The organism is Streptomyces sp. NPDC056231 (assembly GCF_048270745.1).
Classification (GTDB): Bacteria; Actinomycetota; Actinomycetes; order Streptomycetales; family Streptomycetaceae; genus Streptomyces.
Window position 1 is genome coordinate 49,795 of sequence record NZ_JBLVKW010000012.1, and the last position, 15,316, is coordinate 65,110.

General features: G+C 67.3%; 9 protein-coding genes, 1 tRNA gene and 2 pseudogenes. 3 read left to right on the plus strand and 9 right to left on the minus strand.

The window, feature by feature from the left end; all coding sequences use genetic code 11:
- The first annotated feature begins 87 nt into the window (after window positions 1–87).
- Window positions 88–162: transfer RNA gene (locus ACNPQM_RS12850), tRNA-Leu, on the plus strand.
- A gap of 110 nt (window positions 163–272) precedes the next feature.
- Window positions 273–1,049 carry a transcriptional regulator gene (locus ACNPQM_RS12855; RefSeq protein ID WP_418084079.1) on the plus strand — a complete coding sequence of 259 codons (777 nt, stop codon included), beginning with the start codon at window positions 273–275 and terminating at the stop codon, window positions 1,047–1,049.
- Window positions 1,050–1,057: 8 nt separating this feature from the next.
- Here ACNPQM_RS12855 and pyk read toward each other — a convergent pair whose 3' ends face one another.
- From pyk to ACNPQM_RS12875, 4 genes and pseudogenes are all read right to left on the minus strand, one after another.
- Complete coding sequence (pyk, locus tag ACNPQM_RS12860) at window positions 1,058–2,491, minus strand: pyruvate kinase (protein WP_418084080.1); 1,434 nt, start codon at window positions 2,489–2,491, stop codon at window positions 1,058–1,060.
- 132 nt (window positions 2,492–2,623) lie between these two features.
- Window positions 2,624–2,934: pseudogene (locus ACNPQM_RS12865) on the minus strand (SIMPL domain-containing protein); the annotation flags it as partial.
- 471 nt (window positions 2,935–3,405) lie between these two features.
- Window positions 3,406–4,236 carry an SAM-dependent methyltransferase gene (locus ACNPQM_RS12870; protein WP_418084081.1) on the minus strand — a complete coding sequence of 277 codons (831 nt, stop codon included), beginning with the start codon at window positions 4,234–4,236 and terminating at the stop codon, window positions 3,406–3,408.
- Between the two features lie 580 nt (window positions 4,237–4,816).
- Window positions 4,817–5,008, minus strand: a pseudogene (locus ACNPQM_RS12875) (SIMPL domain-containing protein); the annotation flags it as partial.
- A 157-nt stretch (window positions 5,009–5,165) separates the two neighbouring features.
- On the opposite strand from ACNPQM_RS12875, the gene ACNPQM_RS12880 reads away from it, so the two are divergent.
- Entirely contained in the window at window positions 5,166–6,965 is a 1,800-nt protein-coding gene (locus ACNPQM_RS12880) for a bifunctional metallophosphatase/5'-nucleotidase (protein WP_418084082.1), read from the plus strand.
- A 62-nt stretch (window positions 6,966–7,027) separates the two neighbouring features.
- Here ACNPQM_RS12880 and ACNPQM_RS12885 read toward each other — a convergent pair whose 3' ends face one another.
- From ACNPQM_RS12885 to ACNPQM_RS12905, 5 genes are all read right to left on the minus strand, one after another.
- On the minus strand, window positions 7,028–8,437 hold the full coding sequence (locus ACNPQM_RS12885; protein ID WP_418084083.1) for a lysine N(6)-hydroxylase/L-ornithine N(5)-oxygenase family protein: 1,410 nt from the start codon (window positions 8,435–8,437) through the stop codon (window positions 7,028–7,030).
- Window positions 8,434–9,840: a pyridoxal phosphate-dependent decarboxylase family protein gene (locus ACNPQM_RS12890; protein ID WP_418084084.1), complete on the minus strand. Its 1,407-nt coding sequence runs from the start codon at window positions 9,838–9,840 to the stop codon at window positions 8,434–8,436. Before ACNPQM_RS12890 ends, ACNPQM_RS12885 begins: the two co-directional genes overlap by 4 nt.
- Window positions 9,841–10,071: 231 nt before the next feature.
- Window positions 10,072–12,576 carry an aminopeptidase N gene (gene pepN / locus ACNPQM_RS12895; RefSeq protein ID WP_418084085.1) on the minus strand — a complete coding sequence of 835 codons (2,505 nt, stop codon included), beginning with the start codon at window positions 12,574–12,576 and terminating at the stop codon, window positions 10,072–10,074.
- A 346-nt stretch (window positions 12,577–12,922) separates the two neighbouring features.
- Window positions 12,923–14,083 carry an ROK family protein gene (locus tag ACNPQM_RS12900; protein WP_358857958.1) on the minus strand — a complete coding sequence of 387 codons (1,161 nt, stop codon included), beginning with the start codon at window positions 14,081–14,083 and terminating at the stop codon, window positions 12,923–12,925.
- A 424-nt stretch (window positions 14,084–14,507) separates the two neighbouring features.
- On the minus strand, window positions 14,508–15,316 hold an 809-nt coding region (locus tag ACNPQM_RS12905; protein ID WP_418084086.1), incomplete at its 5' end, for an OmpL47-type beta-barrel domain-containing protein.

A 15,316-nucleotide genomic window follows, 5' to 3' on the forward strand; every position in this document is an offset into this window, starting at 1 on the left:
GGTCAGGGCAGGTGCAGCTCCCTTGAGCCTACCCACCTGCGGTATGGTGGTCGCGCAGCGGGTCGAAGAGCACCTTCGATTCTGTGAGCCCCGGTAGCCCAATTGGCAGCAGGCAATGGATTCAAAACCCATACAGTGTCGGTTCGAGTCCGACTCGGGGCACTTTTCCTTCGATTCCAAGGCCACTGAGGAAATTGCAGAACTTCACATGAACGTGTGAATGCTGACTCATTCCACCTGCGGGTCATCAAGATCCAGCCAGGCTCAGACTTGTGTACGACATTGATACGCGGAAGCGCGCTCTGGCACTCCTTGCACAGGGCTTCAGTCAGAACTCCGTAAGCAAGCAGACCGGGATCTCTCGTGCCGCCATCCGCTCGTGGCAGACACGAATAGAACCCCTCGGCCGGAGCCACGCTTCGCCCTGTCCGAGGTGCTGTGACCTGCCGCGAGATCCCGAAACCCCCGCCGCATACGCCTACTTACTGGGCCTCTACCTCGGAGATGGCTGCATCAGCTCCGCCAGACGGGGCGTGTACTTTCTCCGTATCGCCTGCGCCGATGCCTGGCCCGGCCTCATCGACGCCTGTGCCGAGGCCATGCAGATCGTGCGTCCCGGAAACAAGGTGTTCCGGGTTCAGCGTCAGGGCTGCCAGAACGTGACGTGCCACAGCAAGCACTGGCCCTGCCTCTTCCCCCAGCACGGTCCCGGCAGGAAACACGACCGCAAGATCGCACTCGAACCCTGGCAACAGAGGATCGTGGATGCCCACCCGTGGGAATTCATCCGCGGCCTCATCCACTCCGACGGATGCCGGATCATCAACTGGGCCACACGCCTCGTCGGTGGTGAACGGAAGCGCTACGAGTATCCCCGGTACTTTTTCACCAACAAGTCGGACGACATCCGCAAGCTGTTCAGCGACACACTCACCGCTGTCGGCGTCGAGTGGACGACTCTCGCACGAGGCTGCAGCCCGCTCAACATCTCCGTCGCCCGACGGGCGTCCGTCGCTCTCATGGACGCTCACGTCGGGCCGAAGTACTGACGACCGGGTTACTTGGGCCTGTCGTCCTCGCCGATGTGGTGGACTCGGACCAGGTTCGTCGAGCCCGGGACTCCCGGCGGTGAGCCGGCCGTGATGACCACGATGTCGCCCCTCTCGCAGCGGCCGATCCGGAGGAGTTCCTCGTCGACCTGGGCGACCATCGCGTCCGTGGAGTCGACGTGCGGGCCGAGGAAGGTCTCGACGCCCCACGTAAGGCTCAACTGGGAGCGGGTGGCCGGGTCCGGGGTGAAGGCCAGGAGTGGGATGGGTGAGCGGTAGCGGGAGAGCCGCTTGACCGTGTCGCCGCTCTGGGTGAAGGCGACAAGGAACTTCGCGCCGAGGAAGTCGCCCATCTCGGCGGCCGCCCGGGCGACCGCGCCGCCCTGGGTGCGGGGCTTGTTGCGGTCGGTGAGCGGGGGCAGGCCCTTGGCGAGGATGTCTTCCTCGGCTGCTTCGACGATGCGGGACATCGTGCGGACCGTTTCGATCGGGTATTTCCCGACGCTGGTCTCGCCGGAGAGCATCACGGCGTCGGTGCCGTCGATGACGGCGTTGGCGACGTCGGACGCTTCTGCTCGGGTGGGCCGGGAATTGTCGATCATCGAGTCGAGCATCTGGGTGGCGACGATGACCGGCTTGGCGTTGCGCTTGGCGAGTTTGATCGCGCGCTTCTGGACGATCGGCACCTGCTCCAGGGGCATTTCGACGCCGAGGTCGCCGCGGGCGACCATGATGCCGTCGAATGCGGCGACGATGTCGTCGATGTTCTCGACGGCCTGGGGCTTTTCCACCTTGGCGATGACCGGGAGGCGGCGGCCCTCCTCCTCCATGATGCGGTGGACGTCCTCGATGTCGCGGCCGCTGCGTACGAAAGAGAGGGCGATGATGTCGGCGCCGGTGCGCAGGGCCCAGCGGAGGTCTTCGATGTCTTTGTCGGAGAGTGCGGGGACGGAGACGGCGACGCCGGGGAGGTTGAGGCCTTTGTTGTCGGAGACCATGCCTCCTTCGATGACGGTGGTGTGTACGCGGGGGCCGTCGACGTCGGTGACTTCGAGGGTGACGCGGCCGTCGTCGACGAGGATGCGTTCGCCCGTGGTGACGTCGGTGTGGAGACCTTCGTAGGTGGTGCCGCAGGTGTCGCGGTCGCCTTCGATGGGTTCGACGGTGATGGTGAAGGTGTCGCCGCGTTCAAGGAGTACGGGGCCTTCGCGGAAGCGGCCGAGGCGGATCTTCGGGCCTTGAAGGTCGGCGAGGATGCCGACGCTGCGTCCGGTTTCGTCGGAGGCTTTGCGTACGTGGCGGTAGCGCTGTTCGTGTTCGACGTAGGAGCCGTGGCTGAGGTTGAGGCGGGCGACGTCCATTCCGGCTTCGACGAGTGCCTTGATCTGCTCGTATGTGTCGGTGGCTGGGCCCAGGGTGCAGACGATTTTTGCTCGGCGCATGGTTTGACCCTAGACCTTACCTGCGGGTAGCGATTTGGGTCTGCGTGTCGTCTCAACAACCTTTGAGTGAAGGGTTATTGACAAGTGTTGAATTGTGCAGCGGGGTGCTCTGATGAGCATTGTTTTCAGAGATTTTGGGGGTGCCATGGTGAAGCGGGCGTTCACCTGGGCGTAGACGGTCTGCCGTTGGGGTTCGAGGTCGAGGACGGTGGGCGTTTCGGGTTCCGCTCCGCCGTATGCGGCGCGGCCGCGGGGGCTGCCGGGTGCGCAGGGCATGGGTGGGAGGGGGCGGCGTTCTCGGCTCCGAGGTCGGCGATTTCGAGGAGGGCGGTGAGGTGGGTGCCGAGGACGTCGGCGTATTCGCGGGCGCGTTTGAGGGCTTCTTGTACGACTTGGCGGCGGGCCCTTGCGTGGGCGGGTGAGTCGGGGCGGAGGCTCCACCAGTTGTGAGAACGGTGGTGCGGCCTTGGCACGCGCTCCGACAAGATCGGACCCCGGTCTGCGGTGATCACTCCTCGGCCGGGCGGCGGGTCTTCGAAAGGCCCCGGGATCACTCAGCCCGTGATGAGACGGCTCACCTGACGGTGTCAGGCCCTCGAAAGCTGCTTGCATGCGGCCCTGGGGCCGGTGTTGCAGATGGAGAAGTGCATGTTCTTCACGAAGCGCAGCAATTCGTTCGGCTGGAGCTCCGACTCGCCGTTGTTCCGGCCTCAGACGTAAATGACCTGGGGCCGTGGACATTCGTGTAGTAGATCTTCAGAAACGGAGTCCCGGCCGCCACCATTCGGGTCGGCGACCCGCGCCGGGCAGCGCGAGTCGACGTGACCGGAGCTAGCGGCACGTTCTCGGCCCGAACCGGGCCGACGCGGGATCCCTGGGGACGGGTCTACGGTCGGCCGGTGCCCCCGCCGGCGTCAGGCCTTGCGTCCGACGCCGGCGAACATCGCCACCTCGTCGGGTTCGATGCCGTCCTCGGTCGGCTCGGGGCGCCACCGCGAACAGGACACCACTCCGGGCTGCAGCAGTTCCAGGCCGTTGAAGTAGCGGGCGACCTGGTCCGGAGTGCGCTGAGTCAGCTTCGGGGTGCCGTGCTCGTTCCAGAACGCCACCGCGGCGTCCACGTCGGGCATCGCGGGACTGGTGATGGTGTGGGACAGCACGAGATGGCTGCCGGAGGGCAGGGCGTCCATGAGGCGCCGGACGAGGCCGTAGGAGTCCTCTTCCTCACCGATGAAGATCACCACACCCAGCAGCATCAACGCGACGGGCTCGCTGAAGTCCAGCGTCTTCGCCGCGCGCTCCAGGATCGTGTCCACGTTCCGCAAGTCGGCGTCGAGATAGTCGGTCCTGCCCTCGGGCGTGCTGGTGAGCAGGGCGCGGGCGTGCACCAGTACGAGGGGGTCATTGTCCACATACACGATGCGGGATTCTGGAGCCAAGCGCTGGGCGACCTCGTGGGTGTTGTCCGCGCTGGGCAGACCGGTACCGATGTCGAGGAACTGCCGGATACCGACCTCGTCGGCCAGATAACGCACCGAACGGCCGAGGAACAGCCGGTCGGCGCGGGCGTAGTCGCCGATGCCGGGGTGAAGCTTGCGGATCTGGTCGCCGGCCTCACGGTCGACCTCGTAGTTGTCCTTGCCGCCCGTCCAATAGTTCCAGATCCGGGCGGTGTGCGGTCTGCTGGTGTCGATTCTGCTGCGGATCAGTTCGGCGGGCTCGTGGCGTGGGTCGTCGGCGGTCACTCGTTCCTCCTTCGAAGGCGGTCATGACGAGGTCGTGGGCCGGTCGCCCGGCAACCTGGGCGGGTGGTCCGCCACGCGTCAGTGTGATCCTGGTGAGGGTCAACCTACCTTTCTTTGACCGCCGTTGGCTCGCAGGATCGGCAGCCCGAGTGGGCGCCGGCCGGGCGGACGCGCTGCAGCGTCAGAGGATCAGGGCGTATACCGAGCCGGTCCAGGATCTGCGGCGGAGCGTCGGCGACCCACTCGTCGACCGCCAGCAGCGAGGTCGCGCCCGCCAGTACCGCGCACGCCGTCAGCGCAAGGACGATGACCAGCCCGTTCCTCTCCCCGCGCGCAGATCCGGAACCTCGGCCAGGCGGTCCAGCAGCCCGGTCCGCCACCTGACTTAGACCGACCGGCACATGGGGGGTGGGAGAAGGAGCGGGGCTGGGTGCGTGCAGCTGCAAGGCGGAGGAGGGAGGCAACGCGAAGGGGGTCCCCCCATGCCTTCAGGGCTATGGGGGAGTTGTCGACCGACGACAACGCCGCAGATGTGCGGCCCAGCCCCGCTCCGCCGCCTCCCATGTGCCGGTCGGTCTTAGGTGCGTGCGAGTTCGAGGACGTCGGTGTTGCGTCGGGTGAGGTCGTCGAGGGCTGTTCTGCGGTCTTTGTCCCGGGTGGTGATGGTGATGGCGATCTGGGCGGTTTCGGGGTCGACTTCGAGGCGGGCTTCGCCGCGGACGGCGACGCGGGGGTGGTCGGGGGTGCCGTAGGGGGCCGGTGTGTGGGTCATGGGTTCACTGTCGCATCGGGGGTGTGACCCGTGTGGTCATCAGATAGAAACCTGCAAGGGGTGTTGCGCGGCGCGGCCGGTGGGTCATTATCTACGCGCGTCGTGTACTGCATCTACGCGCGTTGTGTACTGCGAGATCTGATCTGTGGGAGACGAGATGCCGCTGAACCGTAGGACGTTCCTGGGCACATCGGCTGCGGCCGGGGCCGGTGTGGTGATGGCTGGGGGTGTGACTGTGCCTGCCGAGGCTCAGGGTCTTGGTCCTGGGCGTCCGCCGAAGCGGTATGCGTTCACGGTGATGGGCACGACCGATCTGCATGGGAATGTCTTCAACTGGGACTACTTCACGGACAAGGAGTTCGACGACAAGGCGCACAACGATGTGGGTCTGGCGAAGATCTCGACGCTGGTGGAGCAGGTCCGTGCGGAGAAGGGCCGTCACAACACCCTGATGATCGATGCGGGTGACACGATCCAGGGCACGCAGCTGTCGTATTACTACGCGAAGGTCGATCCGATCACGGCGAAGCGTGGTCCGGTGCATCCGATGGCGCAGGCGATGAACGCGATCGGGTATGACGCGGCGGCGCTGGGCAACCATGAGTTCAACTACGGCATTCCGGTGCTGCGGAAGTTCGAGGAGCAGTGTGATTTTCCGCTGCTGGGTGCGAACGCGCTGGACGCGAAGACGTTGACGCCGGCGTTCGCCCCTTATGTGATCAAGCGGATGCGTACGCCGTACGGTCCGGATGTGAAGGTGGCGATTCTGGGTCTGACGAACCCGGGGATCGCGATCTGGGACAAGGCGAATGTCAGCGGCAAGATGGTGTTCCCGGGGCTGGAGGAGCAGGCGGCGAAGTTCGTGCCGCGGCTTCGGTCGATGGGGGCGGATGTCGTGATCGTGTCGGCGCACTCGGGGACGAGCGGGACGTCGTCGTACGGTGATCAGGTTCCGTACGTGGAGAACGCGGCGGCGCTGGTGGCGGAGCAGGTGCCGGGTATCGATGCGATTCTGGTCGGTCATGCTCACCTGGAGATCCCCGAGTACTTCGTGGAGAACAAGGAGACGGGCAAGAAGGTGGTGCTCTCCGAGCCGTTGAAGTGGGGGCAGCGGTTGACGCTGTTCGACTTCGATCTGGTGTGGGAGAAGGGCCGCTGGGTGGTGGAGCGTGCGGGTTCGCGGGTGTTGAACTCGAACACGGTGGCTGAGGATCCGAAGATCACGGGGTTGTTGGCGGATGAGCACAAGAAGGTTGTGGCGTACGTCAATCAGGTGATCGGCACGTCGACGGCGGCGATGACGACGGCGGAGGCGGCCTGGAAGGACGAGCCGATCATTGATCTGATCAATGTGGTTCAGGCGGAGACGGTGAAGGCGGCTCTGGCGGGTGGTGCGTACGCGTCGCTGCCGGTGCTGTCGCAGGCGTCGTGTTTCTCCCGTACGGCGCAGATACCGGCGGGGAATGTGACGATCAAGGATGCTGCGGGGCTGTATCCGTTCGAGAACACGCTTGAGGCACGGTTGCTGACGGGTGCGCAGCTGAAGGATTATCTGGAGTTCTCGGCGCGGTATTACGTGCAGACGGCTGCGGGTGCTCCGGTGGATACGGCGAAGCTGACGAATGCGGGCAATACGCCGGACTACAACTATGACGCGGTGTCGGGTCTGACGTATGAGATCGACATTGCGAAGCCGAATGGTTCGCGAATTGTGAATCTGTCGTTCGAGGGCAAGGCGATCGATCCGGCGGCGGAGTTCGTGCTGGCGGTGAACAATTATCGGGCGAGCGGTGGGGGTAACTTCCCGCATGTGGCGGGCGCGAAGCAGCTGTGGGCGAATTCGGAGGAGATCCGGAACACGATCATTGGCTGGGTGCAGGCGAAGGGTTCGGTGGATGGCGCGCAGTTCGCTTCGGTGGACTGGCGGCTGACGCGGGATGGTGTGCCGGTTTTCTAGCGGCTGGATAGACAGGGCGGCCGTCTCCTCTTTGAGGGGGCGGCCGCTTTTTGTTGTGGGGGTCAGTTGCCTTGGGTGAGGGGGATGAGGGCGGGGTGCTGGTGGGGGATGTGGGGGGTGTTCTGGGGGGTGAGGCCGAAGGTGGTGAAGGCGGTGCGTTGTGGGAGGGGGTAGGCGTTGGTCCGGGTGAGGTTGTTGAGGATGGTGGCGCTGCGCCAGGCGGCGAGTCCGAGGTCGGGGGCGCCGACGCCGTGGGTGTGGCGTTCGGCGTTCTGTACGTAGATGTTGCCGGTGACGGTGGGGTCCAGTTCGAGGCGGAACTGGTTGTCGATGCGGGGTCGTCCGGCGGCGTCGCGGCGGATGTGTGGGGTGAGGCCGGTGAGGAGGCGGTCGAGGGGGCGTTCGCGGTAGCCGGTGGCGAGGATGACGGCGTCGGTGGTGAGGCGGGTGCGGGTGTTCTGTTGGGTGTGTTCGAGGTGGAGTTCGACGCGGGTGTCGGCGAGGCGGCCTGCGGTGCGTACGTGGACGCCGGGGGTGAGGGTGGTGTCGGGCCAGCCGCCGTGGAGGGTGCGTCGGTAGAGCTCGTCGTGGATGGCGGCGATGGTGTCGGCGTCGATGCCTTTGTGGAGTTGCCATTGGTGGGGGACGAGTTCGTCGCGCACGGATTCCGGGAGTGCGTGGAAGTAGCGGCTGTAGTCGGGGGTGAAGTGTTCGAGGCCGAGTTTCGAGTACTCCATGGGGGCGAAGGCGCCGGTGCGGGCGAGCCAGTGGAGTTTTTCGTGTCCGGCGGGGCGGGCGCGGAGGAGGTCGAGGAAGATTTCGGCGCCTGATTGGCCGGAGCCGATGACGGTGATGTGTTCGGCCTGGAGGAGTTGTTCGCGGTGGTGGAGGTAGTCCGCGGAGTGGATGACGGGGACGGATTCGGCTTGGGCGAGGGGTTTGAGGGGTTCGGGGATGAAGGGTTCGGTGCCGATGCCGAGGGCGATGTGGCGGGCGTAGGCGCGGCCGAGGGCTTCGACTTCGCCGTGGGTGTCGAGTTGGGTGAAGTCGACTTCGTAGAGGTTGCGTTCGGGGTTCCAGCGGATGGCGTCGACTTGGTGGCTGAAGTGGAGTCCGGGGAGTTGGTCGGTGACCCAGCGGCAGTAGGCGTCGTATTCGGCGCGTTGGATGTGGAAGCGCTCGGCGAAGTAGAAGGGGAAGAGGCGGTCGCGGCTGCGTAGGTAGTTGAGGAAGGTCCAGGGGCTTGCGGGGTCGGCGAGGGTGACGAGGTCGGCGAGGAAGGGGACTTGGAGGCTGGAGCCGTCGATGAGGAGTCCGGGGTGCCAGTGGAAGGCGGGGCGTTGTTCGTAGAAGGTCGCGGCGAGTGGGTGGATGCCGTGGGCGAGGGCGGCGAGGGAGAGGTTGAAGGGGCCGATGCCGATGCCGACGAGGTCGTGTGGCTGGCCGGGGTCGGGGGTGGGTCGGTCGGTCATCGGGGCGGGTTGCCTTTCTGGAGTGTGTGGGTGAGGTGGGTGATGAGGTCGAGGAGGGTTTGGAGGTCGTGGCGGGTGGTGTGGGGGTTGAGGAGGGTGGCTTTGAGCCAGAGGCGGTTGTCGGCGTGGGCGCGGCCGAGGACGGCTTGGCCGGTGGTGAGGAGGGTGCGGCGGACGGTGGCGACGGTGTGGTCGGTGGCGTTGGTGGGGCGGAAGAGGACGGTGGTGATGGTGGGTGGTTGGTAGAGGTCGAGGGTGGGGTTGTGGGTGATGAGGTCGGCGAGTTGGTGGGCGGTGTTGATGGTGTGATCGATGAGGTCGGCGAGTCCGGTGCGGCCGAGGGCTTGGAGGGTGACGGCGATTTTGAGTGCGTCGGGTCGGCGGGTGGTGCGCAGTGAGCGGCCGAGGAGGTCGGGGAGGCCGGCTTGGGTGTCGTCGTGGGCGTTGAGGTAGGGGGCGTGGTGGTGGAGGGGGTGGAGGAGGTGGTGGTCGGGGACGGCGAGGATGCCGGCTGATGCGGGTTGCCAGCCGAGTTTGTGGAGGTCGAGGGTGACGCTGTGGGCGCGGTCGAGGCCGTGGATTTTGGTGCGGTGGGTGGGGCTGAAGAGGAGTGGTCCGCCGTAGGCGGCGTCGATGTGGAGTTCGGCGCCGTGGGTGGTGCAGAGGTCGGCGATGTCGTCGAGGGGGTCGATCTGGCCGGTGTCGGTGGTGCCTGCGGTGGCGGTGACGAGGAGGGCACGGTGGGGGCTGTGGAGCCGGGTGAGTGCTTCTTCGAGTGCGGTGAGGTCCATGACGCCGGTGGGGGCGGGGATGGTGTGGGGTTCGGGGAGGCCGAGGAGCCAGGCGGCGCGGGTGATGCTGTGGTGGGCGTTGGCGCCGGTGAGGGTTTGTACGGGGCCGTGGCGTTCGCGGGCGAGGAGGAGGGCGAGTTGGTTGGCTTCGGTGCCGCCGGTGGTGATGAGGGCGTCGGGGTGGGGTTGGTCGGGGTAGATCTCGGCGGCGAGTGCGGTGGTGGTGTCGGTTTCGAGGGTTGAGGCTGCGGGTGCCTGGTCCCAGGAGTCCATGGAGGGGTTGAGGGCGGAGGCGGCGAGGTCGGCGGCTGCGGCGAGGGCGAGGGGTGGGGTGTGGAGGTGGGCGGTGCAGTGGGGGTGTGCGGGGTCTGCGGCGCCTTGGGTGAGTGCGGTGATGAGGGTGCGGAGGGCGTGGTGGGGGCCGGTGCCGTGGTCAGGGATGAGGGGGTGGGTGGTGTGGTGTATGTGGTCGGTGACGGTTTGGGGTCCGCCGGCGGGTAGGGGGCCGTGGCGTTGTTGGGCGCCGTCGTGGAGTGCGGTGAGGACGGTGTCGAGGAGGGGGCGTAGGGCGTCGGGGCCGGTGGTGCCGCCGGCGAGGGGTGGGGTGGGCATGGGGGTGGGGTCCTTCGGGTGCGCGTGGGTGGACGTGTCAGCTTGTCCGGGTTTCTGGTGGCGTGCCCGGTGAGCTCGGTGATCTGAACTCGAAAGGGGGACGGGTGGTGGCTGTGGGGGTGATGGTGGGGGGCGGCGGTGGTATGGGTGTGCCCGGCTTCCCCTTGGTAAGGGTGGGCCGGGCACGGGTGGTGCGGTGTGTGGTTGTGGGGGTGGTGCCGGGTTGTGGTGTCAGTGGGCGTTGCGTACGGCGAGGGCGCGGCGCAGGTCGTCGATCTGGTCGGCGAGCTTGCGGCGGAGGGCCGGGGTGAGGGTGTTGCCGTTCAGTGCTTGTTCGCCGAGGTGGAGGTTGTCGGCGGTGATGGCGTAGGCAGGGAAGGCGTAGCGGCCGGCGGCTTCGGCGATGGCGGGGCCTCGGCGGGTGGCGAGTCGGGTGGCGTCGGGGTAGTAGCGGGGGACGTAGTCGCTGGTGAGGTCGGTTTGTTCGGCTTGCCAGAAGCCTTGTGCGGTGGCGATGAAGAGGTAGTTGGAGAGGGTGTCGTCGTTGAACAGGGTGTCCCAGGCGGCGGCTTTGGCTTCGGGGGTGGGGAGGGCGGCGCGGCAGCGGGCAGCGCCTTCCTGTCCAGTGGCGCTGGGGTCGTTCTCGAGTTCGGTGGCGATGGTGGTTTCGTCGGTGGCGCCGAGGGTGGCGAGGCGGGTGAGGATGCGCCAGCGGAGTTCGGGGTCGAGTTCGGGTCCGCCGTGGACGGTGCCGTCGGTGAGCCAGGTCTGGATGGTGTCGGGTTGGGTGGCGGCGTCGATGAGGTGGCGTACGGCGGTGAGGCGGAGGCCGGGGTTGGTGCCGTCTTCTGTGCGGCGGATGAGGTCGCGGCAGAGGGCGGTGAGGGTGGCGAGGGCTGCGGGGCGATTTTCGGGGGTGACGTAGCGTGCGGCGATCTGGCTGCCGGCGAAGGTCAGGACGCCTTGGAGGAGGGCGAGGTCGGTTTCGTACGGGAGGTGGGTGCGGGCGGTTTCGAGGTAGGTGGTGGGGTCGAGTTCGCCGTCGCGGACCATGTCGCGGGCGCTGTTCCAGATGACGGCTCGGGTGAGGGGGTCGGGGATGCCGGAGAGGCTGCGTACGACGGCGTTCCAGGAGGTTGTGTCGGGGCGGATCTTGGCGTAGGTGAGGTCGCCGTCGTTGAGGACGAGGAGGGCGGGGCGGTGGCCGGGGTGGGTGGTGGGGGTGCCGTCCTGGGGGATGTCGAGTTCGAAGCGGTCGCGGAGGACGAGTTGGTCGGGGCCCGGCTGGGTGTCGAGGGTGTGGTCGTAGGCGCCGACGGCGATGCGGTGGGGGCGGGTGCCGTGGTGGTCGACGGTGAGGGACCAGGTGGTGGCGGTTTCTTCGACGTGGGCGGTGAGGGTGTCGATGCCGGTGGTGCGGAGCCATTGGTCGGCCCAGGCGTGGACGTCGCGGTCGGTGGCGGAGGCGAGGTTGTCGATGAAGTCGGCGAGGGTGGCGTTGCCGAATTTGTGGCGGGCGAAGTGGGTGTTGATGCCGGCGAGGAAGTCCTTTTCGCCGAGCCAGGCGACGAGCTGGCGGAGGGCGGATGCGCCCTTGGCGTAGGAGATGCCGTCGAAGTTGAGCATCGCGGATGCGGTGTCGGGGACGGCGGCGGGGTCGGGGGCGACCGGGTGGGTGGTGGGACGCTGGTCGGCGTCGTACCCCCAGCCCTTGCGGGCGACGCCGAAGTCGACCCAGGTGTCGGTGAAGCGGGTGGCTTCGGCGAGGGTCTGGTAGCCCATGTATTCGGCGAATGACTCGTTGAGCCAGATGTCATCCCACCAGGCGAGGGTGACGAGGTCGCCGAACCACATGTGGGCCATTTCGTGGGCGATGACCATGCCGCGGACTTGGCGTTCGGTGTCCGTGACGGCGGAGCGGTAGATGAATTCGTCACGGAAAGTGACGAGTCCGGGGTTCTCCATGGCGCCGGCGTTGAATTCGGGGACGAACGCCTGGTCGTAGGAGTCGAAGGGGTAGGGCTCGTCGAATTTTTCGTGGAAGCGGTCGAAGCAGGCGCGGGTGATGTCGAGGATTTCGTCGGCGTCGGCGTCGAGGTGGGGGGCGAGGGAGCGGCGGCAGTGGATGCCGAAGGGCAGTCCGGCGTGCTGGGTGGTGACGGTGTGCCAGGGGCCGACGGCGACGGCGACGAGGTAGGTGGAGATCAGTGGGGTGGGGGCGATGGTCCACCGGCCGTCGCCGGTGTGTTCGGCGATGCCGTTGCCGAGGACGGTGCAGTTTTCGGGGGCGGTGACGGTGAGAGCGAAGACGGACTTGAGGTCGGGCTGGTCGAATGCGGCGAAGACGCGTTGGACGTCTTCCATGAAGAGCTGGGTGTAGAGGTAGGTTTCGCCGTCGGTGGGGTCGGTGAAGCGGTGCATGCCTTCGCCGGTGCGGGAGTAGCGCATGGCGGCGTCGATGCGGAGTTCGTGTGCGCCGGGGGTGAGTGCGGTGAGGGGGAACCGGTTCTCGGTGAGGTCGGCGGGGTCGAGGGGCTGTCCGTCGAGGGTGATGGAGCGCAGGGTGGCGGGCTTGAGCTCGACGAAGGTGTCTCCGGCCGCGAGTGCGGTGAATTGGATGACGGTGCGGGAGTCGAAGGTGTCTTCTCCCGTGGTCAGGTCGAGGTCGATCGTGTACTTGTCCACGTCGAGGAACTGGGCTCGGGTCTGCGCTTCGTCGCGCGTCAGTACGGACATGGATCCACTCTGCCGCATGGGGTGGGGGGTGCACAGGTGGGTTCTCGCAGGGCTGAGATGGTGCGTGTGCGCGGCGTGCGTGCGCGGGGCGGGGCCGGCGGCGCGGGGTCGTGGGGCGGTTCCACGAGGCGGGTTCGCGGAGTCGGTGTCCTCGGGTGGTTTCCGGTGGGGTGGGGGCGGCGCGCCGGTGGTGGAGGAGGACGAAAGATCCGGACGTCCGTCCTGCACGACCGGGCGCGGACCGGGGCGGAACGCAGGATTCAGTAGCGCTCCGGTCGGCTCCGCTTTCAAGGGGCGATACGTCGCGGGCGCGTCTCACCCGGGGTTCCGGCCGCGTTTCGGAGCGTCAGGCCGGTGAGAAGATGTGGTTGCTGATCAGCCGGGCGGCACCGACGACGCCGGCGACCTGGCCGAGTTCACCGAGCACGATCGGCAGATTGCCGGTCGCCAACGGCAGCGACTGACGGTAGACCTGGGTGCGGATGCTAGCCAGGAGGTTGTGGCCCAGTCCGGTGAGCCCTCCTCCGATGACCACCAGGCCGGGGTTGAAGAAGCTGACCAGGCCGGCGATGACCTGACCGGTACGGTTGCCTCCCCAGCGGATCAGATCCAGGGCCGCGGCGTCCCCGGCGCCCGCGGCGGCCGACACGTCCTCGGGGGTCAGCCGTCCGGCCGATGCGAGTCGTCCGGCCAGCTCCGTCGAGCGGCCGGACTGGGCGAACGCGGTCGCGTCGCGTACGAGGGCGTTCCCGCCGAAGTAGGCCTCCAGGCAACCGGTGTTGCCGCAGGCGCACCGCGGCCCGTTCGGGTCCACCTGGATGTGGCCGATGTCGCCGGCACTGCCGGTGATACCGCGGTGGACCTCTCCCCCGACGACGATGCCGCAGCCGATGCCGGTCCCGAGCTTCACGCACAAGAAGTCACGTACGGACCGGGCGACGCCGGCCTGCTGCTCGCCAAGGGCCATCAGGTTCACGTCGTTGTCGACGAGGACGGGGCAACCGAGCTCCTGGCTCATCGCCTCGCGGACGGGGAAGCCGTTCCACCCGGGCATGATCGGCGGCGCGACGGGGACACCCTCCGGGAACCGGACAGGTCCCGGCACGCCGATCCCGGCACCGTCGAAGTGTTCCGCCGACGTCGATTCGCGCAGCTTGCGGGCCAACGCCAGCACCTGCTCGAAGACCGCGACCGGGCCGTCGCGCACGTCCAGCGGCTCGGCCACGTGGCCGAGGACCTCCAACTCGGCGTTGGTGACCGCGACATCCACGGAGGTGGCGCCGATGTCCACACCGAGGAACCGCAGCGACGGGGCGACCCGGACGTTGTGCGAGCGGCGGCCGCCGCGGGAGGCGGCGAGGCCGTCCGGGACGACCAGGCCGGTTTCCAGCAGCCGGTCGATCTCGAACGCGAGCTTGGAGCGCGACAGCTCGACCAGGTCACCCAGGGCGACCCGGGACTGCGGGCCGAGGTCGCGCAGGAGGTGGAGCAGCCGGGCCTGATGCATATTGGCCGGTCGAACCGTCGTACTCCTCACGCCGCCCCCGTCGTGGTCAGAGCCGTTCGCATGCCCGGTGCTTGGGGGCGCGGCTTCCACCGGACCGTAGCACCGTGCCCGTCGACGGCAAAAGAAGCTTGTGCTCCGCGTCACAGGACTTTTATCAGCAGATGGAAAAAGCAGGTTCGAAGCAGCACAGTCTCGTTGCCGCCCAGGCTCTTGCAGAGGCGGCTGGGGCGTGTTTCGAAAGTAGCGTCGTACGCCCGTAGGGCGGGCCGGGCGGGGCTTTCGAAATACGCCCCAGGCCCGATGGGGTGGAGCCGTCGAGCTCTCCACCCCATCGGTTTTGGTGCGCTGTCCGGTTCGCTCGGCGGGCCGCCGCCGCGGCCGGCCGAGGCACACGGCTCAGGCCGGGTCACCGCCCGGCCGTGACTCAGCGACCGGCGAGACTGTGGTTCGGCATGCCGACGTCGGACTGACCGGCCGCCTTCTTGATCAGAGCGGCCTCCCGCTGGTCGAGGACTCCCTCCTTCCGGAGCGTCGTGACGATCTCCCCGACGTGGGAGACGAATGCGCCGTGGTTCTTCCAGGCCCGGTGATCCTCGATCAGCTCGTTGACCGTGCAGCCGTTGGTCGTGACGCGGTTCGGGACACCGGTGTTGATCGAGCCGGTGAACACGGTGGAGCGGTCGTCCCTTTCAGGACAGCCGGTCGGCGGCTTGCTGTCGACGATGGCGAGGGACAGCGACTGCGGCGTGGAGGTGTTGCCGGCCTTGTCGCTGGCCCGATAGAGCAAGGTGTGGGTTCCGGCTCTGTCGATCACCACCGGTGCGGAGTACTGCAGGTAGGGGCCGCCGTCGAGGGAGTACTCGATCCCGGCCACACCCGACCCCGTGTCCGAGGCCGTCACCGTCACCGTCGCACTGCCGACGTAGTCACCGGAGTCGTTCTTCGTGCCGGAGACGGAGGCCGACACCTGCGGCGGCGTCCTGTCCTCGGGCGGAGCCGCCACCACGGTGAAGTCGACCGATTTGATCGGCGAGGTGTTGCCTGCCTTGTCGGTCGCCCGGTAGCTCAGCGTGTGCCGGCCCGCGCTGTTCACCGCAACCGGTGCCGTGTAACCGGTGTATGCCGCACCGTCGAGCGCGTACTCGATTCCGGCCACACCGGACTCCGCGTCCGAGGCGGTCACCGTGACAGTCGCACTCGACACATAGTTCCCGGCAGAGTCCTTCGTCCCCG